This window comes from Actinokineospora sp. HUAS TT18 (assembly GCF_051364635.1).
GTDB lineage: Bacteria > Actinomycetota > Actinomycetes > Mycobacteriales > Pseudonocardiaceae > Actinokineospora.
The window spans coordinates 4,495,333-4,517,353 of record NZ_CP195645.1; the positions used below are offsets into that span (position 1 = coordinate 4,495,333).

The following is a 22,021-nucleotide window of genomic DNA, read 5'->3' on the forward strand; positions in this document are numbered from 1 at the left end:
TCCATTGATAGAGACCGTTGGTTGTGGCTCGGTTGTGACGGGGAGAGGGCCTGTGACCCGGATGCCGACCCACAGAACGGCATCCGGGTCCCGAGGCGAAACTATACATAGCATGACTAAACGATCTTGGGAGAGGTCTGGACCTGTCGTCGTAAACAGCAGAGCGGCCTCCTGGTGATCAACCAGGAGGCCGCGCGCCTGACTCCGGGACTCGGTTAGCCGCAACTCGACGGAGTTCGGCACACCGCAATCGCGGAGAGCTCTATCCCCGAAGTTCCATCGTGCAGGGCTGGTCTCATATCGTCGGGGCCTTGCTGACCTGGCGATACTCGTGCCCGGCGAGGGCATCTTGTCGTCGTCCACTCGGCGTAACGGGTTACTAGCGGACTGCGATCCTGGGCGTATGGAGCGATGCGGCTCCACGGCCTTGTGTGCCGCCCCTGGTGGCGTGCGGACCCGTGCCGCGCCCGTGGCCGCGCCGCGAGGCCGTCCGGCCGTGAGCGAAGCGGCAGGCCGGACTGTGCCGCGATGGATGTGACCCCGGTACCAGCGCAACAGGCCCACCCCGCGCGCCGCCACGGGCGGCGCGCCTTGATCCCATAGAGCTAAATTCGGCAGACACTCCGACCCAAGGTCATCACGGAAGGACTCGCAGAACACAATGAGTGAAGATCAGGAAATCTCAGTGAGTCCCGTGCGCATACGTACCGTGACAGTACAGGGCGCGGAGATTGGGTTGCCCGCTCGCGGAGTAACCGCGATTGTGGGGGGAAATAATAGCGGTAAGACAACGTTGATCGATCAGATTTACCACTGGCTTGGCGCACGATCGGAAGTCGGGTTCCAACCTTCTCAGTTTAGGATCTTGGACCGACTAGAATTGGAGCAGCCCGTCGATAAGGCTGGGTTTGCCGAATGGCTACACAAGAACGTCACATTCAAGAAGTCCACGGTTTATAATTCGACTCAGGGATATGTGCGCGGCGGTATGCAACCCATGGCCGAACTAGACGTACTTGGACTTTGGGATACTGTCGTTGCTCGCGGACACCTCGGCGAGCTCGTTCCAATATTTGTCCACAAATCGTCAGGCGGGAGCGGACCCGGGTTCAACGCTCCTAGACGTTCCCGACCAGGCGAAGTTCCTCAGCATGTCGTTCACTACCTCCAGGACGACCCTGATCTATTCGACAGAATTGACAATCTCTACTTCGAGCTATTTGGAGGACGTCTCACTCTCGACAAACTCACCGAAACAATCACGCTCAGGGTTGGATCGCCTCCGGAATCTCTCGGCGAGCTGACTTACAATAGCGCCGCCGAGGACGAGACGTCGGCGTTCGAGGAATTGGAACGCATGCCACTCGTTGCCGACCAAGGAAGTGGTGTCCAGTCCATTCTAAACTCGCTAATTTCCGTTGCAACATCTGCTTACCCCATCATCCTTCTCGATGAACCAGAGGCTTATCTCCACCCACCTCAGGCAGTCAAATTGGGGCGCATCCTGGGCGAGCTGACTCGCTCTGCAAACGTCCAAGTGATTCTCGCCACACACGACCGAAATGTCCTGGTTGGCCTCTTGCAAAGCGAAGCCGAGTTGACTGTTATCCGACTCGCGCGAAACGGCGATGCGACAACAGCGCATTCACTGCCCCCGGAAGCGATCAAAAGTGTGTGGTCAGACCCCGTACTTCGATACTCAAATGTTCTGGACGGACTGTTTCACAGCCTTGTGGTAATGGCGGAGAACGAACGTGATTGCACATTTTATGCCGCCGCTTTGGATTCCGCGCACGCAGAATGCACGCTGACCCTGCTACCAAGCGAGGTGCTATTCATTCCGACTGGCGGCAAAGATGGACAGGCCCCAGTAGCAGTCACCCTCGTTTCCTTAAAGGTGCCGATTGTCGCATGTACCGACATCGATATATTGCGGGAGAAGGCGAAGGTTAAGAAGCTCGTAAGCGCCCTGGGTGCAAGTTGGGCAGCTTTCGAAAGCGAGTACGAAGCTTGCACGCGCGATCTGAATACATCAGCCGAGCCAGCCACCGTTACCAGCGTGGCAGAAGCCATCCAGGGGTTACTGGAGAAATTGACGAGTCAACACCCGCGTGACCGCTGGAACTCTAAAATGAGGGATCAGGTATTGGCGGCCATTCGGGTGACCTCTTCAAAGTGGGAACACGTGAAGGAGTTCGGAATTAGAGCGTTTCCTAGCGGGCTGGGCGCCCGTCCAATGAACCTTCTCGACCAACTTGATGCAATTGGTCTGGTCATTGTCCGCGAAGGTGAACTTGAGTCGTTTGGGCGAGGATTCAATAACATGGCCACAAAGCAAAATTGGCTACGCTCGGCCCTTGCCAATGAGGTTCACCAGTCGGAGGCGGCAAAGTCTCACGTTCGCAGGTTCATCAGCGCTTACGACAAGCTGAGGAAGTCTCCCTAGAGGATGCGACTACGTGTAGAACGGATTCGGACGTCCAGAGAGGGCGTGCTCTATTCGAAGCATTGTTGATGGGTGGATAGGTAGCCTAGGCAGACCTTCCGGGGCAACCCACCGGACTTCCCGACTTTCCTCGCTGGTACGTTCGACCCCTCCGAGTGGGGTGGCCCTGAAACATATAGAGAACTCTTGTCGGATCTCTCCATCGTCGTACTGAATGACGTGTTGCGGATTGCTGTAAATCCCCACCAAATTAGTTACCTGCACGCGCATTCCCGTTTCTTCGACACACTCTCTTATGGCAGCTTGTGTCAACGTTTCGCCAGGTTCGACCTGTCCGCCCGGGATTGAGTACAGGTCGTTGTCGGTTCGTCGAATAAGCAGAATTGAGCCGTCCTCGTCCTGAATGAAGGCGCTAACTGCGACGGCAATGCTGTTCGCTCGTGGCGCATCCGGGTCGTTGAGGTAGTCACGTCTAGCCAAGACTGCTCCTTAGAATGTCGCCGGTCTAGAGAGGCTCCATACACTTTCGAAGCTTTCTGAGTATGATTCGAATAGGTCTCCCGCAGATAGGCGGCGGAGGTGGAGGCTGGGGGCATGGGCCCCTTGGAAGCCGTAGACGTGGGTATTGATGATCATTTCGTCATCAAAGCGGAAGATGCTGTTGTAAAGGGTTGTTCGGTGGAAGCGCATTTCGATGCCGTCTACCCCGACGAGCGGGCGGTAAAACGCGAGAGCGTTGCGGATACGGGCGGCGAGGGTGCCGTCTCCTAGCTGTTCCTCTTCGCTGCGGGTGGCTACTTCGGGGCTGTCGGGGTCGCCGAAGAGGAGACGGATGCGGGCGCCGTTGGCGGCCTTCTTGTTGAGGTCTTTGATGAACCGCGGGCGCTCGACCAGGAACAGGGCTGCGTGCATGAGCAGCTCGATGTGTTCGGTGGCGTCTCCGATGAGGCGGTCCCACAGGTCGACCGGGATGGAGTTGCGGTGGGGGTAGACCTTGACGACCTCGGAGCCTGCGATCTCTGCCTTGCGTTCCGGTGCCACGGCGTCGGGCCAGAGGTAGTTTTCGGTCTCGCGGACCATGGCGGCGATGGCGTGGCGGTGTTTGGGGTAGGGGACGCGGCCCTTGGTGATCCAGCGTTCGACGGTCTTGGGGTCTACGCCGGTGGCTTTGGAGACTTTGTCCAGGTCAAGGCCGTTGCGGAGCAGTGCGTCTCGTAGCCGTTCGTTCGGCAATTTGCCTCCCAGGGACGCACAGGGACGTCTTCAGGATACGCCCGGACGTCCTTAAACGTCCTGCTATGCGGTGCTCCCGTCCTCCTCTTTGGACGAAATTGGTCAGCGTCCGGGAACGGCCCGGACGCTCTGACCAGGAGGAAGACATGCCTGTCATTCCCACCCGCTTCGTGGTCGAGTTCGGTGAGGTGTTTCCGCTCGGTGGGTTCGTCCTCGGCGTTGAGCCGTCTATGGCGTTCTTCGACAACCCGGCGGCGCCGAAGCTCCAGGAGCGTGACAAGGAGTCCGGGCAGCTCGTCTGGATCGTGCGGGCGCTGGACGCCAACGAGGAAGCCGCGCGGTTCGGCGCGGAGTTCAAGGTGAAGATCGCTGCCGACTACCAGCCGGTTCCGCCCGCGAAGGCCAACGGCTTCCCATTCGCGGCCGTCGAGTTCGAGCGGCTGACCATCACTCCCTACGCGAACAACAAGGGGCGGATCGCGCACAGCTTCCGGGCTACCGGGATGCGCGCTCTCGGTGGGGCTCGGGGCAGCAAGTCCGCGGTTCCCGCTGAGCAGAAGACGGCGGCGTGAGCGGCGAGATGCGCGACATCGTGCAGGTCTTCGTGACCGCTGACCTTCCGGTTCGCGCCAAAGCCCTGCCCTTCGCCGACCGGGTCGAGCTGCGCTTCGGCAAGGCGTTCCCGGTGGCGCTGGTGATCGACCGGGCCGCGGTGCCTCGGCTGATCAAGGCCATCGAGACGGGCACCGCCGAACTCGACGCGATCGGAGAGCGGCGATGACATCGCAAGCGTTGCGGTTCACGGCCTCGGGGTCGCCTGGGCACGGATCATCTGCGGGCATTGTGCGGTACGGGCAGGGGCATCCACCTGCACTGCATCTGAGCCTGGATGCGGTTGACGTGCTGTTGAGTGTGGCGCCGTTTCCTGACGGCCTGGTCGCGATGGCGAACTTCTGCCGGGTGCTGGCGCGGGAGTCCGCGCGTCTGGCGGCCGAGATCGACCCGGACGGGGAACCGGCTCCCCCGGAACTCCAGCCGGGGTGGCACTGGGTCGCGTCCAACTCGCCGGGTGAGTCTGGGGCGGGGATTTGAGTCCGGCACGGCGGCGGGTGTCCGTTGCTCGGCAGCCCGGTGCCCACCGTCGTGCCTCCCACAGCCACCAAGAAACGGAGGTGTTGTGGTGGCTTCCACGGTAGAGCCCTGGCGCAACCCCGACCCGCTACCTGTGACGTTGCAGGGGGCACGCGAGTACCTGTGGCGCGAACCGAAGGCCGATGCGCCACGGGATGAATGGATTGCCTTCCACAACTACCGGGCGGAGGTGTTCCGGCACGTTGCCCAGGTCGACTCGCGGCACCGGTATGAGGCGGGCGCGGAAGCGTGGTTGGCGAAAGACAAGGCGGTGAGACTCGGCGCGAAGGGGGATGCCGATGCGGCACTGATTACTTAGGACAGCAGAGCGGCCTCCTGGTTGATCAACCAGGAGGCCGCGCGCCTGACTCCGGGACTCGGTTAGCCGCAACTCGACGGAGTTCGGCACACCGCAATCGCGGAGAGCTTTATCCCCGAAGTTCCATCGTGCAGCACTTCGGGCCGCCGCCGGATTTGCGGAGTTCGGAGATGTCGACCATGACCGGGTTGTAGCCGCGCTGAGCCACCTCGGCCGCCAACTGGGTCGCCTCGACCGGGAGGACCACGTTGCGGCCGTCGGAGACGGCGTTAAGGCCCAGGCAGGCCGCGTCCTCCTCGGTGGCCAGGATGGCGGTCGGGAACATGCGGGCCAGGACGCGCTGGGTGCCCTCGGAGAAAGCCTCCGGGAAGTAGGCGACCTCAGCCGGACGGCCGTCACGGGCCTCGGAGAGGACGAACAGGGCGACGTCAAGGTGGTAGTAGCGCGGGTCGACCAGTTGCAGCGAGACCACCGGGACGCCGAGGACTTCCTGGGCTTCGGCGTGGGCGCCGGGGTCGGTGCGGAAGCCGGTGCCTGCCAGGAGGACCGCGCCGGTCCAGGTGAAGTCGCCCTCGGCCTCGTTGATTCGTTCCGGCATGACGACGTCTCGGTAGCCGTTGTCGAGGAACCAGCGGCGGAAGTGGTCGGCTTCGGCGGCGCGCTGGTGGGCGCGGAAGCGGGAGCCCAGGACCCTGCCGTCGATGACCGTTCCCGAGTTCGCGGAGAAGACCATGTCGGGGAGGCCGTCAACAGGCTCAATTGTCTCGACCTTGTGGCCGAGCTTCTCGTAGGTCTCCTTGAGTGCGGTCCACTGAGAGACAGCCAACTCAGTGCTGACCGGTTCGTCCGGGTTCATCCACGGGTTGATCACGTACTCGACCGTGAAGTACCTGGGTTCGCACATGAGGTACCGGCGGGTCGTCGGGGTTCGCTCGGGGAGCACAGCCTCGACCGCGGAATCGGACAGGAGCGTCATGGATCGAAATGTAGGGCCACGGTTCACCTACGACAATGTCGCAATATTGCTCGTAGACCTGCATTATGTTGCGTGTGGACGTCATAGATCAGCGGATCATTGCGCAGCTAGTGGCCGACGCGCGCTCTAGTTACGCCGAGATCGGCAAGGTTGTGTCGCTCTCCGCGCCCGCCGTCAAACGGAGGGTGGATCGGCTGCTGGAAACCGGGGTGCTGCGGGGCTTCACGGCCGTGGTCAACCCGGAGGCGCTGGGGTGGGGAACAGAGGCATTCGTCGAGGTGCACTGCCAGGGCAACGTGAGCCCCGACCGGATCCGGCAGCGGCTGGAACCGCTGACCGAGGTGGTCGCCGCGTACACCGTCTCCGGGGCCGCTGACGCCATCGTGCACCTGCGGGCGGCGAACATCCACCACCTGGAGGACGCACTCGAACGCCTTCGGGCGGTCGACATGGTCTCGCGGACCGTCAGCACTGTGGTGCTTTCGACACTGCTCGAGCGGCCGCCCGCACCCGAGCCCGGATAGGGTCCGGGGACATGACCGAGGTTCTGCTCGACCGCCGCGACGGCGTCGGTGTCATCACGCTCAACGCGCCCGAGCGGCGCAACGCGTTGACGCTCGAAATGTCCGCTGAGCTCGCCGCTGCCGTCCGAGCCTGCGAGGACGATCCGGCGACCAACGCGATCGTCGTGACGGGGACGCCGCCCGCCTTCTGCGCGGGAGCCGATCTGACGCTGCTCGGGGAGTCCCGGGAAGAGGGCCTGCGGGCGATCTACGCGGGGTTCCTGGCCGTGGCGAACTCGACGCTGCCGACGATCGCGGCGGTGAGTGGGGCGGCCGTCGGCGCGGGGCTGAACCTGGCGCTCGCGGCGGACGTGCGGATCGCGGGGCCGCGGGCGCGGTTCGACGCGCGGTTCCTCCAGCTGGGGATCCACCCCGGCGGCGGCATGACGTGGATGCTGCAGCGGCTCGTGGGGCCGCAGGCCGCCACCGCGATGACGCTGTTCGGCAAGATCCCGGACGCGGCCGAGGCGCTGCGGCTGGGGTTGGTCCACCTGACCGTCGATGGCGACCAGGACGCCCTGGTGGCCGCCGCGGTCGAGTTCGCCGGGCCCGCCGCGGTCGCGCCGAGCGAGTTGCTGAAGTCGATCAAGCAGACGATGCGGACGACGTGGGCGACCGACTCGCACGCCGACGCTGTCGAGATCGAGCTCAAGGCGCAGGTCGCGTCCATGGACACACCTGAGTTCGCGCAGCTCCTGGAGCGGATGAAGGCGCGGATCTCGGGCCAGGCCTGAGACCCGGACCACACCCCGGAACAAATGTACCCACATTCTGGGAAACTGTAACCCCGAGTTACAGTTATATGTGGGACTTGGGGACCATGTTGTGGATACTCGTCCCGCCGTCATCGTCGCGGGACTGTGACGTGTAGCGCGTTGCGGAGGTGTTGCGCCTTCCGATGCCTACTTTTGAAAGGTGGACGTGGTCGACGACCAGGTCGGTTGAGCAATCGCGAGACGATGCGGCCGAGGGCGGAAGGTTACCCTCGAAAGTGATCGGCGGACGTGGCCGACGGACGGCGAACCTTGTCAGGAGAGAGGGTTCATGAGCACTACTGTGGACGGCGGAGCGACCGGAAACGGGTCAACGCGACCGACCGGGGTGAAGCTCGACCGGGTCGTCATCCGCTTCGCGGGCGACTCCGGTGACGGCATGCAGCTCACTGGTGACAGGTTCACCTCCGAGGCCGCCGCGTTCGGCAACGACCTGTCGACGATGCCCAACTTCCCCGCCGAGATCCGCGCGCCCCAGGGCACGATCCCCGGCGTCTCCAGCTTCCAGGTGCACTTCGCCGACTACGACATCCTCACCCCAGGCGACCGCCCCGACGTGCTCGTCGCGATGAACCCGGCCGCGCTGAAGGCCAACATCGCCGACCTGCCCGCGGGCGGCACGCTGATCGTGAACACCGACGAGTTCGTCAAGCGCAACCTGACCAAGGTCGGGTACGAGACGAACCCGCTGGAGGACGAGTCGCTGGCCGCCTACCAGGTCCACCAGGTCGCGATGGCCACCATCACGCAGAACGCGCTCGCCGACACCGGCCTCGGCAAGAAGGACGCCGAGCGCTGCAAGAACATGTTCGCGCTGGGCCTGCTGTCGTGGATGTACCACCGGCCGACCGAGGGCACCGAGGCGTTCCTGCGGGAGAAGTTCGCCCGCAAGCCCGACATCGCCGAGGCCAACGTGCTCGCGTTCCGCGCGGGCTTCTACTACGGCGAGACCACCGAGGCCTTCGCGGTCACCTACGAGGTCGCTCCGGCCGCGCTGCCCGCGGGCACCTACCGCCAGATCACCGGCAACACCGCGCTCGCCTACGGCATCGTCGCGGCGGGTGTGCAGTCGAAGCTGCCGGTGCTGCTGGGCACCTACCCGATCACCCCGGCCTCGGACATCCTGCACGAGCTGAGCAAGTTCAAGCAGTTCGACATCACCACGTTCCAGGCCGAGGACGAGATCGCGGGCATCTGCGCGGCCCTCGGCGCCTCCTACGGCGGCGCGCTCGGCGTGACGTCGACGTCCGGTCCCGGTGTGGCGCTGAAGTCGGAGACCATCGGCCTCGGCGTGATGACCGAGCTGCCGCTGCTGGTCATCGACGTGCAGCGCGGCGGGCCGTCGACCGGTCTGCCGACCAAGACCGAGCAGGCCGACCTGCTGCAGGCCATGTACGGCCGCAACGGCGAGTGCCCGGTCCCGATCATCGCCCCGCAGTCGCCCGCCGACTGCTTCGCCGCGGCCGTCGAGGCCACCCGGATCGCGCTGAAGTACCGCACCCCGGTGCTGCTGCTGTCCGACGGCGCCATCGCCAACGGCTCCGAGCCGTGGCTGATCCCCGAGCTCGACACGCTGCCCGACCTGACCGTCGAGTTCGCCACCGAGCCCAACGCCCCCGACGGCTCCGGCGAGTTCTGGCCCTACCTGCGCGACCCGGAGACGCTGGCGCGCGCGTGGGCGGTGCCGGGCACCGCTGGGCTGCAGCACCGCATCGGCGGTCTGGAGAAGCAGGACGGCACGGGCAACATCTCCTACGACCCGGCCAACCACGACAAGATGGTCCGGCTGCGCCAGGCGAAGATCGACGGCGTGGACGTGCCCGACCTCGTGGTCGACGACCCGTCCGGCGGCAAGGCGCGCGTGCTGGTGCTGGGCTGGGGCTCGTCGTACGGCCCGATCGGCGCGGCGGCCCGCCGGGTGCGCAAGCTCGGCCACGCCGTCGCCCAGGCGCACCTGCGCCACCTGAACCCGTTCCCCGCCAACCTCGGCGACGTGCTGCGGTCCTACGACAAGGTCGTGGTGCCGGAGATGAACCTGGGCCAGCTCTCGCTGCTGCTGCGCGGCCGCTACCTGGTCGACGTCATCAGCTACACGAAGGTCGCGGGCCTGCCCTTCATGGCGGAGGAACTGCAGAACGTCCTCACGGACATCGTGAAAGGGGTCGACGCATGACCGCGATTGATCTTGGGCTGCCCGGCCTCGCGGGTGTGCCCACCAGCGATGAGCCGCAGAAGGCCAAGGACTACAAGTCCGACCAGGAAGTGCGCTGGTGCCCGGGTTGCGGTGACTACATCGTCCTCAACGCCGTCCAGTCTTTCCTGCCGTCGCTGGGCCTCAAGCGGGAGAACATCGTCTTCGTCTCCGGCATCGGCTGTTCGTCGCGGTTCCCGTACTACATGAACACCTACGGGATGCACTCGATCCACGGGCGTGCCCCGGCCATCGCCACCGGCCTGGCCACCGCGCGGCCGGACCTGTCGGTCTGGGTCGTCACCGGCGACGGCGACTCGCTGTCGATCGGCGGCAACCACCTGATCCACACGCTGCGCCGCAACGTGAACCTGAAGATCCTGCTGTTCAACAACCGGATCTACGGGCTCACCAAGGGCCAGTACTCGCCGACGTCGGAACCGGGCAAGATCACCAAGTCGACGCCGATGGGCTCGCTGGACTACCCGTTCAACCCGGTGTCGCTGGCCCTGGGCGCGGAAGCGACGTTCGTCGGCCGCGCGCTGGACTCGGACAAGAAGGGCCTCACCGAGGTCCTGCGGCAGGCCGCCGAGCACCGCGGGTCGGCGCTGGTCGAGATCTACCAGAACTGCCCGATCTTCAACGACGGCGCGTTCGACGTGCTGAAGGAGCCGGGCGAGGCCGAGCAGCGCATCATCAACCTCGAGCACGGCAAGCCCATCCGGTTCGGCGCCGAGGGCGAGTACGGCGTGATCAAGTCCGGGTTCGGGTCGCTGGACGTGGCGAAGGTCAGCGAGGTGGGCGAGGACGCGCTGGTGGTCCACGACGCGCACATCCAGGACCCGTCGTACGCGTTCGCGCTGTCGCGGCTGTCGTCGCAGGACCTGAGCCACACGGTGACGGGCGTGTTCCGGTCGGTCCGCCGGGAGACCTACGACGACCAGGCGCGGGCGCAGGTGGAGCAGGCCAAGTCGGCCAAGACGGCCGACCTGCGGGCGCTGCTGCACGGCAAGGACACCTGGACCATCGCGGGCTGATTTGACGACGAAAGGGCCGCCATCCTGTTGGGATGGCGGCCCTTTCGCTGTTCGACTAGCTCGGTTTCTCGCTGCGGCGCCGGTTCCACGCGGTGAAGCCTGCCCGCTCGGCGTCGGCCGCGGTCTTGAACCAGACCTCAGCCTTGGTGCGGGTGTAGTACGGCGAATCCGTGGTGTGGAACAGCATCGAGTCCGCGTTCCCCTTCACGGTGTAGTCGCCGGACGGGGCCGAGCCGTCGGCCTTCGGCTTGGCCGAGTTCGGGCCGTGCGGGCCGGTGTCCCGGGGAAGGGCCTGCTGCGGGACCGCGGTCTGGCCGCGCTCCGCCCCGCCGACCCGGTTCCACGGCGCGAATCCCGCCCGCTCGGCCTCGTCCGCGGTGCGGAACCAGACCTCGGCGGTGGTCACCGAGTAGAAGGCCGACTCCTCGGTGTGGAAGAGCATCGAGTCGAGGTTGCCCTTGACGGTGAACTCCGGCGCGGGGGCCGAGCCGTCGGCGGTCGGCTTGGCGGAACCGGGGTACGGGCCCGCTTCCCACTGCGGGGCTAGGCCCTGGGGGGACTTGCTGCGGGTCCACGGGGAGAAGCCCGCCGCCTCAGCGTCAGCCGGAGTCTTGAACCACACCTCGGCGACGGTTCGGCTGTAGTAGGGCGAATCCGTCGAGTGGTAGAGCATCGAGTCCTCGTTGCCCTTCACCGTGAACTCGTCCGACGGCGCCTTCCCGCCCGCCAACGGCTTAGCCGAGTTCGCGTACGGACCGGCTTCCCACTGCGGGGCGACAAGGCCCTGCGGGGCCTTGCTCCGCGTCCACGGCGAGAAGCCCGCCGCCTCAGCGTCAGCGGGGGTCTTGAACCACACCTCGGCGACGGTTCGGCTGTAGTAGGGCGAATCCGTCGAGTGGTAGAGCATCGAGTCCTCGTTGCCCTTCACCGTGAACTCGTCCGACGGCGCCTTCCCGCCCGCCAACGGCTTAGCCGAGTTCGCGTACGGACCGGCTTCCCACTGCGGGGCGACAAGGCCCTGCGGGGCCTTGCTCCGCGTCCACGGCGAGAAGCCCGCCGCCTCAGCGTCAGCGGGGGTCTTGAACCAGACCTCCGCCACCGTGCGGCTGTAGTACGGGGATTCCTCGGTGTGGTAGAGCTTCGAGTCCTCGTTGCCCTTGACCGTGAACGCGTCGGTCGGTGCTTTGCCGCCTGCCAGGGGCTTGGCGGAACCCGGGTAGGCGCCCTGGTCCCAGGTCGGCTCGGCGAGGGCGTGGGCGGCGGACTTGTCGCGGGTCCAGCGGATGAAGCCCGCGCGCTCGGCGTCGGCTGGGGACTTGAACCAGACCTCGGCGACGGTTCGGCCGTAGTACGGCGAATCCGTGGTGTGGTAGAGCATCGAGTCCTCGTTGCCCTTGACCGTGTACTCGGTCGAGGGGGCCGCGCCGCCTGCCAGCGGGCGGGCGGACCCCGCGCCGAAGGGTTCGGCACCGGCCGCGGCACCACCGGCGGCAGCGCCACCGGCGGCAGCGCCACCGGCAGCGGCGGCGCCGGTCGCGGACGCGCCTGCCAGGAGGGCACCCGTGCCGGCGGACGACGAGCCGGAGGGGACGGTGTCGGCGGAGGACGCGCCGGAGAGGTTCGCCGCGCCGAGCTTGGCGGTCGGGTCGGGCTTGGCGGAGCCGGAGACCTCGATCGACCTGGCCGAGTCGGTCGAGCCGCCCGCGAACGGGTCAGCGACGGAAGCGGCGGACGACGCCGACAAGTCCGAGGACGGCGGCGCCGATGACCAGGCCGAGTCCCCCTTGGCGGACTCGGCGGCGGTGGCCTTGGTCGTCGAGTCCGCGTCGAAATCCTTGCCCGCGCCGGAGACGGCGGCTGCGCCGAGGGCGCCCGCGGCCAGCGAACCGGACAGGCTGCCGGACTCGGCACCCGCCTTGTCGCCCGATCCGGCGGCCGAACCCGCACCGGCTCCGTTAGCCGCAGCGGCCTGGATGTCGGCCTCGGTCTGGACCGGGATGCGGGTGGTCGGGGTGTCGTCGGTGAACTCGTCCTTGCGCGGGGGCTTGAGGGCCTGGGTGCGCTCGTCGTCGTCGAGGGTGCCCAGGGCCGAGTCGCGGACCGGGGTGGCCGCGGCGGCCTTCTTGACCTTCGTCTTCTCCTTGGCCTTCACGGCGGGGCCGGTGAAGCGCTCCTCGCTGACGGTGACCTTCGGCTTGCGGAAGGCCCGCTGGATGAACCAGGTGACCAGCGCGCCCAGCAGGAAGGAGATCAGCAGCCAGACCCAGGTCTGGCCGAACAGATAACTCATGGCACGCCTCCTAGATTTTCGCACGGCGGTTCGCCGCCTGGCTCTTGCCGCGGTCCGAGTCCATGAAGCGGTCCTCGAAAACCTCTACCTTGGGCTTGCGGAACAGCTTGTCCAGCAGCCACACCACCAGCGCCCCGGCCAGGAACGCCAGGAGCATCCAGAGCCAAACCTGCCCGAACAGATAAGTCATGGTTTGTCTCCTTAAAGGACAGTGATCTCGACGCGGCGGTTGGCGGGCGCGCTGGGGGCGTTGCCAGGCAGCGGCTTGGTCGCGCCGTAGCCCTTGGCGGTCACCTTGTCGGCGGCCACGCCGAGCTGGGCGAGCTGGGCCTTCACCGCGGCGGCGCGCTCGTCGCTGAGCTTCTGGCCGTCGAAGCTGTTGGCGACGTCGGCGATGTGGCCGGAGACCTCCAACGCGACGTCCTTGCCCGCCAGCAGCGGCGCGATCTTCTGCAGCGTCTGCGCGCCGGGGCCGGTGAGCGTGTTCGAGTTGGGCTCGAACGTGATGCCCTGGCCCGCGATCACGTCGTTGATCTGCTGCTGCAGCGCGGCTTTGTCGACCGCGGGCGCGGGCGGCGGGGCGGCCACCGTCATCTGGTTGTCGACCTTGACGCCGGGGGCCGCGGCGGCCACGGCCTGCTCGGCGGCGGCCTTCTCCGCGTCGGAGGCGACGGCGCCGGTGAGGGTGATCGTGTCGCCGTTCCAGCGCAGGCCGCGGTCGGCGGTCGCGGTGCCCAGCAGCGCGACGGCCTTGCCCAGGTCGGCCGGGGCCGCGGGCAGCGTGGCGCCGGGGACGACGGCGAGCTGGTCGACGATCGGGCGGCCACCGGCGGCCTGCGTGGCCGCGGCGACGAGCGCCTGGCGGGCCGCCTCGTCCGGCACGTTGCCGGTGAGGACGACGCTGCCATCCTTGAGGTCGAAGCCAAGGGGGTTGGCCGTCGGCGCGGGCACACCGGCCGAGGCCGACGGGTTCGCGGACGGATCGGCGCTGGGCGGGGCGGAATCGGTCCCGGTGCCGCCGGAACCCGCGGTGACGTTGGCCGACCAGACACCGCTGACGTCCTCGACGGCGGCGCGGGCCGCGTCGATCTTGTCGGCGGGGACGCCGGAGACATTGGCGACGACTCCGTCCATGCTGACCTTGGCGTCGGGGAACCCGGCCGCGCTGAGCGCGGCGAGGGACTTGGCGCCGAGATCATCTTGGACGGCGTCGCGTTTGCCCCAAGAGGTGAAACTGGCCAGGACCGCGAGCAATGCCGGGATCAGCAGCAACCCCAGCAGCCAGGGCAGCCAGCCGCCGCGACGTTCATATGTGGTCGTCTCAGTCCGGCGGACCAGGGTCTCACCGGGCTTGAGCGATTCTGCAACGGAACTTGGCATGGCCGCTCCGAACGGGACAAGCACCTCCGGCCGCCCACTTGGACGACCTCGTGCGCCCGAAAGGGCGCAGGGTGTCTTGTATCACCGGCCAGAAACCACCGCCACTTGGAGTGAGCGACCGACTCCCCCAAGTATGTGCCATTAATACAGTGTTCGCTTACCAGTGATCTCCGGAACCGGACAACGCGATTCCACCCGATCGGGTCTGGATCACCCGAGCGGGCGGAAACCGACTCGCTCGGCGTCGGTGACGCTGCGGAACCACACCTCGGCGATGGTCCGGTCGAACCGGGGCGACTCCGGCGAGCAGTAGCGCAGGGCGGTGACGCTGGCCTTGATCGTGTACTCGCTCGACGGCGAGTGGCCGCCGGGCAGCGGCATGGCCGAGCCCGGGCCGAACGGGCCGGGCGGGACGAACGGGTCGACGCCCGCGGGCGCCTTGAGCGCGGTGCGCGACCGGCGCACGCGCGGCGGCGGCAGGGACGCGGCGGACTCGGCCTCGTCGGCCGAGCGGACCGGCTCGAACAGCGAGCGCTCCCGGTCGATCGGGACCGCGACCGGCGCCTCCACCGACGCCGACACCGGGGCGGGTGCCGGTTCCGGCTGGGCGGGGGTGGTGGTCTGGATCCCGAAGGGGAAGCGGCCACCGGGCTTGGCGGGGATGCGCTTGGGCAGTGCGCCGGGGGTTCCCGAAGGCGGCGGGGCGTAGGCCACGGTCGGCTCCTTGGCGGGCTCGACCCCGAACGCGGCAGAGGCGGGGACCTCGGGTTCCGGCTCGACGGCGGGCACCGGGCGGACGAACTGGGTCGCCTCCGCCGGTACCGGGTCCACGCTGACGAACCGGGTGGCTTGCGCCGGTTCGTGCGCGGTCAGGTCGTCGGCCGCCAGGTCGCCCGCGAGGACAGGTTCGTCACTGTCGCTCTCATCGAGCCTGCGGATCAGCTCGGCGGGGATCGGGGTGGTGTGCTGGGTGAAGATCGTGCCGCCGTCGGCGGGCCGGTCGAGCACGGGGTCGTCCGCGTCGGCCAGGTCGTCGACCAGGTGCTCGTCGACGTGCTCTTCGAAGTGGGCGTCGACCGGTTCGTCGGCCTGCTGGGCGGGTTCGTCGACGGGGTCGGCGAACCAGTCGCCCGGCTGCTCGTCCGCGGGTTCCGCGGTGCGGGCGGCGGGGATGTACTGGGTGGTCTCGATCGAGGCGAGCGCGGGCTCCTCGCCGCGCAGGCGGCTGTCGAGCGACCCCAGTGCGGCGGGCTCCTCGACCGGCTCGTCGACCACGGGCTCGTCGAGGCGCGCGTGTTCGGCGGCGAACCCGGCCTGGTCGAAGTCGTCGTCATGGGCGGCGTCGCGGTGATCGTGACGCTCGTCGTCGCGCGCGGGCTCGGGGGCGTGGGTGAGCAGGTCGTGGCCGACCGGCTCGTCGTCGCCGAAGCCGGGCACGAGCGCGGGGACCGGCGCGTAGTCGTCGCGGCGGCGGTCTTCGAACGAGTCGCGGAAGTCGTCACGCGGGTGCTCGTCGAAGGCACGGTCGTCGAAGTCGCGGGAACGGTCGTCGAACGCGCTGGGGCGCTCGTCGAAGTCGTCGTCGGCGCCGTCGTCGTAGCGGTCGCGTTCGGCGGCGGCCTCGCGCCTACGGGCGGCGGCGAGCCTGCTCTGCAGGTCGTCGGCGCGCTTGCGGGCGGGGTTGGCGATGAGGATCCAGCACAGCAGCGCACCGACCAGGAATCCGGCGAGGCTCCACACCCACACCTGACCGAAGAACGGCATCTGCCACTTCTCCCTCCCGGCCGCGCCCACGTGGCGCGACAAAACGTCGCTCAAGCCTAGGGGAGGCTACTGCGGTCGGGTGAGGGGCAGGCACCGTCCCGGGAATTTCCCTGACACATCACAGTTTTCAGTTCGTCGTAACACGATATTGGTGCCTTATCGGGTACGCGCGACTACATAACGTGTCAGCAGTTCCAGTGCCGATCGCGCGGCGCATTCGGGCAGTGACACCAATTCCGCGTAGGCGGCGGTGGCGTACTCGTCGAGGGTGGCGCGCGCCCGCTCCAGTCCGGGGGACTTGCGCAGGCGGGTGAGCGCGTCCTCGACGTCCTCGTCGTCGGTGATCGGCCCGGCCAGCAGTTCCTCCAGGCGCGGGTCGCCGCCGTCGGCGAGCGCGTAGAGCATCGGCAGCGTGCGGACGCCTTCGCGCAGGTCGGTGCCCGGGGTCTTGCCGGACTCGGCGGCCGGGGAGGCGATGTCGATGACGTCGTCGGAGATCTGGAAGGCGGCGCCGATGATCTCGCCGAAGCGGACGACCGCGGCGGTCTGCTCGGGGGTGGCGCCGGAGAACATGGCGCCGAAGCGGCCGGACGTGGCGATCAGCGAGCCCGTCTTCTGCGCGATGACCGACAGGTAGTGCTCGACCGGGTCGCCGTCGCGCGGGCCGACGGTCTCGCGCATCTGCCCGGTGACCAGCTCGCTCATCGTCTCGGCGATCACGCGCGTGGCGGTCGAGCCGAGGTCGGCGACCAGGCGCGACGCGTGGGCGAAGAGGAGGTCGCCGGTGAGGATGGCGATGGAGTTGGACCAGCGGGCGTTGGCGCTCGCGTCGCCGCGGCGCATGGTGGCCTCGTCCATGACGTCGTCGTGGTACAGCGTGGCGAGGTGGACCAGCTCGACCGCGGCGGCCGCGGCGACGACCTGCTCGGAGTCGCCGTCGTTGAGCTGGGCGCAGAGCAGCGTGAACAGCGGGCGGAACCGCTTGCCACCGGCCTTGACCAGGTGCAGCGCGGCCTGGTCGACGAAGTCGACGTCACTGTGCACGACCGAGCGCAGCAGGGCCTCGACCTTGCCGAGCCCGTCGACGACGGCCGCGACGAGCGCCGGGTCGGCGTCGTCGAGTCCGAGCGACGATGGCACCTCGGAGATGGCCGAGTTCTCGGTGTCTGTCACGTCGCGGCACTCCTGGTCGGCAGGGTCTCTGGATCTGATTCGAGCCTACTGGGCGGGGTACGGGCACAGCCGCATGGAATCCCCAACGTGGCCCACTTCATGGTCGCGGGATAACTGTTGGGGCACTTGTGGCCGCTGTTCCCGGATGGACACCGAAGATGTTCCCCATGCGGACGAGCACCAATCTGGCCATTCAGGTGACCGCGCTGGTCACGTTCGTGGCGCTGCGGTTCGTGGGCATGGGCTACGGCGCGCTGGTGTTCGTCATGACCGTCGTCGGCCCGCTGCTGGCGGTGACGCCGACGGTGTTGGCGGCGCGGGTGCTCGGCCGGGGTCGGCTGGCCCGGCGGGCCGCGGTGCCGTTCATGGTCGCGGCCGGGGCGCTGGTGGTGGCCGGCGCGTGCGTCGCCGACGAGCGTGGGTTCGCGCGCGAGCCCATCCCGATCGTGAACCTGCTGACCGGTGACGGTGTGCGGAAGCAGGATCCGCTGTGGGCACTCGACGTCGTCGGCTGGCTGGCGGTGGCGGTGTTCGTGGCGGCGCTGGTGTGGACGGTGGTGGCACTGCGGACGGAGGTGCCGCGCTGGGCTCGGTGGGTGGCCGCTGTGGCGGCTGTGGTCGCTGTCGCGGGGGCGGTGGTGGTGGAGGTGCAACGCCGGGACGCCCTGCCGGACGCCGCCGATGTGGCCGCGACCAAGGCCCGGTCGGAGGCGCTGGCCCGGGACGTGCGCACAGCACTGCGGGGTGAGCGGGCGGCTGGGCGCTGGCTGCCGTGCGCGGGCCGGACTGGCGCGTACTTCGAGGTAACCGGCGACAGCGGACTCACTCCGGGCGACGCGCGGGCGGCGCTTTCCCCGGGATGGCGGCACCACATGGACTACGCGGGCAGCTGGTCCGCCGACCGCGACGAACACCGGCTGATCGTCGACGATCGCGGATTCACCCTCACCTGGCAGAACTGCCTCAGCCTGAGCGACGAGGACATCACCGCGCTGGCGGCGGAGGCGCCCCAGCCGATTCGTTGAGTAGTTCTGCCGATTCGCGGGCCGCCCGGGGTTTGCCACGATTGCCCGATGCGTACCTGGGTGAACGTCCTGCTGCAGCTAGGCGCCTTCGTGGCCTTCTTCGCCCTGCGGCTGTCGGCGGGCGGATGGCTGCTGATCTTCTACATCGTCACGGTCATCGGCCCGGTCGTGACCTTGGCCCCGCTGGTCACCGCGCTGGTCACGGCGGGGCGGGGGCGGCTGCCGAAGCGGGTGTGGCTGCCGTTCGCGGTGGCGGCGGCGGCGCTGGTGGGCGCGGGTGCGCTCATCGCCGACTTCGGCGACGCCCCCGGCGCGTTCATCCCGGTGGTGGGCGAGGTCGCCGAGGACAGCGGCCTGATGTACCTGAGCACCGCGGGCTGGGTGTTCGCCCTGGCGTTCGTCGTGTCGGTCGTGTGGATCCTGGTGGCGGTCAGCGAGACGCGGAAAGGGCGCCCGGCCGAAGCCGGACGCCCTTCCTGATGTGCGGAACCCTTACCTGACGGCGAAAGCGCCGCCCGCGGCCCAGTCGAGGGCGAAGGCGGGGGCGATGCCGAGGACCAGGGTGACGACCACGCCGAGGGTGATGGCCGCGGTGGTGAACGCGCCGGGGACGGTCACGGTGGGGCCGTCGGCGGCGGGCTCGCTGAAGTACATCAGCACGATCACCCGCAGGTAGAAGAACGCGGCCACCGCCGAGGCGATGAGCGCGATGACCACCAGCGGCGCCATCCCGTCGGCCAGCGCGGCCTCGAAGACGACGAACTTGCCGACGAAGCCGCTGGTCAGCGGGATGCCCGCCAGGGCGAGCAGGATGAACGTGAACACACCGGCCACCAGCGGCGACCGCTTGGCCAGGCCCGCCCACTGCGACAGGTGCGTCGCCTCGCCCGACGAGTCGCGGACCAGGCTGATCACGCCGAACGCGGCCAGCGTGGTGAAGCCGTAGGTCAGCAGGTAGAACAGCGTGCCCGACAGGCCCTTCTCGGTCAGCGCGATGGCGCCGATGAGCAGGAAGCCCGCGTGGGCGACCGACGAGTACGCGATCATCCGCTTGACGTCGGTCTGGGTCAGGCCCAGCACCGCGCCGATGACCATGGACACGATCGCCACGCCCCACAGGACGCCGCGCCATTCCCAGCTGGTGGCCTCGAAGGCGACCTGCAGGACGCGCAGGATGCCGCCGAACGCGGCGACCTTGGTGCAGGCGGCCATGAACGCGGTGACCGGGGTCGGCGCGCCCTGGTAGACGTCGGGGGTCCAGGTGTGGAACGGGCCGACCGACGCCTTGAACAGCAGGCCGACGACGAGCAGGCCCATGCCGCCGAACAGCAGCGTGTCGGAGCGGTCGGTGCCCGCGGCGGCCGCGGCGATGTCGGCGAGGCGGACCGAGCCCGCGTAGCCGTAGAGCAGCGCCAAGCCGTAGAGGAAGAACGCCGAGGCGAACGCGCCGAGCAGGAAGTACTTGACCGCCGACTCCTGCGACAGCAGGCGGCGACGGCGGGCCAGGCCGCACATCAGGTACAGCGGCAGCGACAGCACTTCCAGCGCGATGAACATCGTCAGCAGGTCGTTGGCCGCGCAGAAGATCATCATGCCGCCGAGCGCGAACAGCGTCAGCGGGAAGACCTCGGTCTGCATGCCGGTCGCGGTGACCTGTGCGCGGTCCTGCACGGTGCCGGGGCGGATCGCCGCGGTGGCCACGAACGCGCCGCCCGGCTCGACGGAGCGGTCGGCGATCAGCAGCACCGCGCCCAGCGACAGCGCCAGCAGCGTGCCCCAGAGGAACAGCGCGGGCCGGTCGATGGCGAGCGTGCCGAACATGGCCAGCTCACCGCCCGCGGGCAGGTCATCGACCAGCACGGCCAGGGAGACACCGGAGGCCGCGAGGGTGGCCAGGGTCAGCACGACCTGCGCGGGCCAGCGCTGGTGCCGGGGCAGGAACGCCTCGAACAGCACGCCGACACACGCCGCGCCGAGCACGATCAGGATCGGCCAGATCGTGCTGACCGGCGGCGCCTGGACCTTCTCGGTCTGGGCGGGCGCTTCCTGGGCGAGCAGGAGGACCGAAGTCATTACCGACACTGCAGTGGCCTTTCTGCGGGAACCGGGTCGACCAGGGCCGCTTCACACATCGTTGCGCCCACGGTGGGGTTCACGACGTCGAGGACCGGCTTCGGGTACAGACCCAGACCGATGATCAGCAGGAGCAGCGGCGCGAGCACCAGCTTCTCCCTGCCGTCCAGATCGAAGATCGCCTTCTTCGCGCCGACCTCAGGGTCCACCATCGTGCCGGGACCGCCTGCCGCGCCGACGAGAGCGTTGCCGCGCAGCGGGCCGGTCATGATCCGCTGGTAGAGCCAGAGGACGTAGATCGCGGCGAAGACCATGCCGACGGTGGCGATGATGGTGAACACCGGCCGGTTCGGGAACGAGCCGATGAGCACCAGGAACTCGCTGATGAACGAGTTGGTGCCGGGCAGCGACAGCGTGCTCAGACCGGCGATCAGCAGCATGCCCGCCAGCACCGGGGTCAGCTTCGACATGCCGCCGTAGTCGGCGATGCGGGTGCTGCCGCCGCGCGCGATCACCATGCCGATGACCAGGATCAGCATGCCCGTGGCGATGCTGTGGTTGAGCATGTAGGTGACCGAGCCGGTCATGGCCTGCGAGCTGAACGAGAAGATGCCCAACGCGATGAAGCCGAAGTGGGCGATCGACACGTACGCCACGAAGCGCTTCATGTCGGTCTGGCCGGTGGCCAGGATCGACCCGTAGACCACGCCCGCGATGGCCATGGTCAGCACCAGCGGGGCGAGTTCCTTGCTGGCGTCGGGGAACATCGGCAGCAGGTAGCGCAGGAAGCCGAAGGTGCCGACCTTGTCGAGGACACCGACGAGCAGCACCGCGACACCGATCGGCGCCTCGGCGGTGGCGTCCGGCAGCCAGGTGTGCAGCGGGACCAGCGGCGCCTTGATGGCGAACGCGGCGAAGAAGCCGAGGAACAGCCAGATCTGCGTGCTCAGCGGCGCGTCGGACACGACCTGGACCAGCGTGGCCCAGTCGAAGGTGCCCTTGCCCAGTTCGTCGCCCGCCATGACGTAGCAGGCGATCACCGAGGCCAGCATGATCAGGCCGCCGAGGAACGAGTACAGGAAGAACTTGACCGCCGCGTACTGCCGGTTGGCCCCGCCGAAGGAGCCGATCAGGAAGTACATCGGGATCAGCATGATCTCGAACAGCACGTAGAACAGGAACACGTCGGTCGCGGCGAACACGCCGATCGTCAGCGCCTGCTCCAGCAGGATCAGCGCGAAGAACCCGCCCGCGGTGCGGCCCTCAGGCAGCTTGTCGACCCAGCCCGCGCCGATCACCAGCGGGATCAGCACCGCGATCGCGGCGATCATCAGCAGCGCGATGCCGTCGACGGCGAACGAGATGTGCACGCCGAACGCGGGGATCCAGTCGAACGAGAACGACTGCTGCAGCCGGGCGCCGTCGGCGTCGAACTTGGCCCACGCGCACGCAGCCATCGCCAGCTCGGCCAGCGAGAACGCGAGCGCGGTCTGCTTGGCGACCTTGGCGTTGGCCCGCAGGGCCATCACCACTCCGGCGCCGACGAGCGGCAGCAGGAGCAGGACCATGAGCACCCAGGAGCCGTCCTGGGAGACACCGGGGGTCATGCGAACCTCACCCAACTGACACAGCGCGGCGAACGCGCCT

General features: G+C 67.9%; 21 protein-coding genes. 11 read left to right on the forward strand and 10 right to left on the reverse strand.

Annotated elements, in window-relative coordinates; translation table 11 throughout:
• Positions 1-661: 661 nt before the first annotated feature.
• Positions 662-2,446, forward strand: coding sequence for an ATP-dependent nuclease (locus ACSHT8_RS20360; RefSeq protein WP_436492461.1), 1,785 nt, complete (start codon positions 662-664; stop codon positions 2,444-2,446).
• Between the two features lie 9 nt (positions 2,447-2,455).
• Here ACSHT8_RS20360 and ACSHT8_RS20365 read toward each other — a convergent pair whose 3' ends face one another.
• Entirely contained in the window at positions 2,456-2,926 is a 471-nt protein-coding gene (locus ACSHT8_RS20365) for an NUDIX hydrolase (RefSeq protein WP_436492462.1), read from the reverse strand.
• Positions 2,927-2,935: 9 nt separating this feature from the next.
• Complete coding sequence (locus ACSHT8_RS20370; RefSeq protein WP_436492463.1) at positions 2,936-3,679, reverse strand: DUF5919 domain-containing protein; 744 nt, start codon at positions 3,677-3,679, stop codon at positions 2,936-2,938.
• Between the two features lie 146 nt (positions 3,680-3,825).
• Between ACSHT8_RS20370 and ACSHT8_RS20375 the strand changes: the two genes are divergently transcribed.
• From ACSHT8_RS20375 to ACSHT8_RS20390, 4 genes are all read left to right on the forward strand, one after another.
• Entirely contained in the window at positions 3,826-4,251 is a 426-nt protein-coding gene (locus ACSHT8_RS20375) for a plasmid replication, integration and excision activator (protein ID WP_436492464.1), read from the forward strand.
• Complete coding sequence (locus ACSHT8_RS20380; protein ID WP_436492465.1) at positions 4,248-4,460, forward strand: hypothetical protein; 213 nt, start codon at positions 4,248-4,250, stop codon at positions 4,458-4,460. Before ACSHT8_RS20375 ends, ACSHT8_RS20380 begins: the two co-directional genes overlap by 4 nt.
• Before the next feature lie 119 nt (positions 4,461-4,579).
• On the forward strand, positions 4,580-4,771 hold the full coding sequence (locus ACSHT8_RS20385) for a hypothetical protein (protein WP_436492467.1): 192 nt from the start codon (positions 4,580-4,582) through the stop codon (positions 4,769-4,771).
• 88 nt (positions 4,772-4,859) lie between these two features.
• Positions 4,860-5,129, forward strand: coding sequence for an AMED_5909 family protein (locus ACSHT8_RS20390; protein WP_436492468.1), 270 nt, complete (start codon positions 4,860-4,862; stop codon positions 5,127-5,129).
• 109 nt (positions 5,130-5,238) lie between these two features.
• Here the strand turns inward: ACSHT8_RS20390 and ddaH are convergent, their stop codons facing one another.
• Positions 5,239-6,105 (reverse strand): dimethylargininase, encoded by an 867-nt coding sequence (ddaH, locus tag ACSHT8_RS20395; RefSeq protein ID WP_436492470.1) that lies wholly within the window; start codon positions 6,103-6,105, stop codon positions 5,239-5,241.
• Positions 6,106-6,179: 74 nt separating this feature from the next.
• On the opposite strand from ddaH, the gene ACSHT8_RS20400 reads away from it, so the two are divergent.
• From ACSHT8_RS20400 to ACSHT8_RS20415, 4 genes are all read left to right on the forward strand, one after another.
• Positions 6,180-6,629 (forward strand): Lrp/AsnC family transcriptional regulator, encoded by a 450-nt coding sequence (locus tag ACSHT8_RS20400; protein WP_436492472.1) that lies wholly within the window; start codon positions 6,180-6,182, stop codon positions 6,627-6,629.
• Between the two features lie 11 nt (positions 6,630-6,640).
• A complete protein-coding gene (locus tag ACSHT8_RS20405) occupies positions 6,641-7,402 on the forward strand; it encodes an enoyl-CoA hydratase (RefSeq protein ID WP_436492474.1) in 762 nt (253 codons plus the stop codon).
• A 310-nt stretch (positions 7,403-7,712) separates the two neighbouring features.
• Positions 7,713-9,614, forward strand: coding sequence for a 2-oxoacid:acceptor oxidoreductase subunit alpha (locus ACSHT8_RS20410; RefSeq protein WP_436492475.1), 1,902 nt, complete (start codon positions 7,713-7,715; stop codon positions 9,612-9,614).
• On the forward strand, positions 9,611-10,669 hold the full coding sequence (locus ACSHT8_RS20415) for a 2-oxoacid:ferredoxin oxidoreductase subunit beta (protein WP_436492476.1): 1,059 nt from the start codon (positions 9,611-9,613) through the stop codon (positions 10,667-10,669). The genes ACSHT8_RS20410 and ACSHT8_RS20415 overlap by 4 nt, the downstream gene beginning before the upstream one ends.
• Before the next feature lie 55 nt (positions 10,670-10,724).
• On the opposite strand, the gene ACSHT8_RS20420 is transcribed toward ACSHT8_RS20415, so the two are convergent.
• The 5 genes from ACSHT8_RS20420 to ACSHT8_RS20440 form a co-directional block, all read right to left on the reverse strand.
• Entirely contained in the window at positions 10,725-12,959 is a 2,235-nt protein-coding gene (locus ACSHT8_RS20420) for a sunset domain-containing protein (protein WP_436492478.1), read from the reverse strand.
• Between the two features lie 10 nt (positions 12,960-12,969).
• The gene (locus tag ACSHT8_RS20425) at positions 12,970-13,149 is read right to left on the reverse strand and encodes a hypothetical protein (RefSeq protein WP_436492479.1); all 180 of its coding nucleotides are present in this window, start codon (positions 13,147-13,149) and stop codon (positions 12,970-12,972) included.
• A gap of 11 nt (positions 13,150-13,160) precedes the next feature.
• Entirely contained in the window at positions 13,161-14,339 is a 1,179-nt protein-coding gene (gene arfA, locus ACSHT8_RS20430) for a channel-forming protein ArfA/OmpATb (protein ID WP_436492480.1), read from the reverse strand.
• Between the two features lie 210 nt (positions 14,340-14,549).
• The gene (locus ACSHT8_RS20435) at positions 14,550-16,103 is read right to left on the reverse strand and encodes a sunset domain-containing protein (protein ID WP_436492481.1); all 1,554 of its coding nucleotides are present in this window, start codon (positions 16,101-16,103) and stop codon (positions 14,550-14,552) included.
• A 156-nt stretch (positions 16,104-16,259) separates the two neighbouring features.
• Positions 16,260-17,276, reverse strand: coding sequence for a polyprenyl synthetase family protein (locus tag ACSHT8_RS20440; protein WP_436492482.1), 1,017 nt, complete (start codon positions 17,274-17,276; stop codon positions 16,260-16,262).
• Positions 17,277-17,443: 167 nt separating this feature from the next.
• Here ACSHT8_RS20440 and ACSHT8_RS20445 point away from each other — a divergent pair, with 167 nt between their 5' ends.
• Positions 17,444-18,301 carry a hypothetical protein gene (locus ACSHT8_RS20445; RefSeq protein ID WP_436492484.1) on the forward strand — a complete coding sequence of 286 codons (858 nt, stop codon included), beginning with the start codon at positions 17,444-17,446 and terminating at the stop codon, positions 18,299-18,301.
• A gap of 48 nt (positions 18,302-18,349) precedes the next feature.
• Entirely contained in the window at positions 18,350-18,781 is a 432-nt protein-coding gene (locus ACSHT8_RS20450) for a hypothetical protein (protein ID WP_436492485.1), read from the forward strand.
• Positions 18,782-18,793: 12 nt separating this feature from the next.
• Here ACSHT8_RS20450 and nuoN read toward each other — a convergent pair whose 3' ends face one another.
• Positions 18,794-20,374, reverse strand: a complete 1,581-nt coding sequence (gene nuoN, locus ACSHT8_RS20455) for an NADH-quinone oxidoreductase subunit NuoN (RefSeq protein ID WP_436492486.1) — start codon at positions 20,372-20,374, stop codon at positions 18,794-18,796.
• Entirely contained in the window at positions 20,374-21,981 is a 1,608-nt protein-coding gene (locus tag ACSHT8_RS20460) for an NADH-quinone oxidoreductase subunit M (RefSeq protein ID WP_436492488.1), read from the reverse strand. The genes nuoN and ACSHT8_RS20460 overlap by 1 nt, the downstream gene beginning before the upstream one ends.
• Positions 21,982-22,021 lie beyond the last annotated feature (40 nt).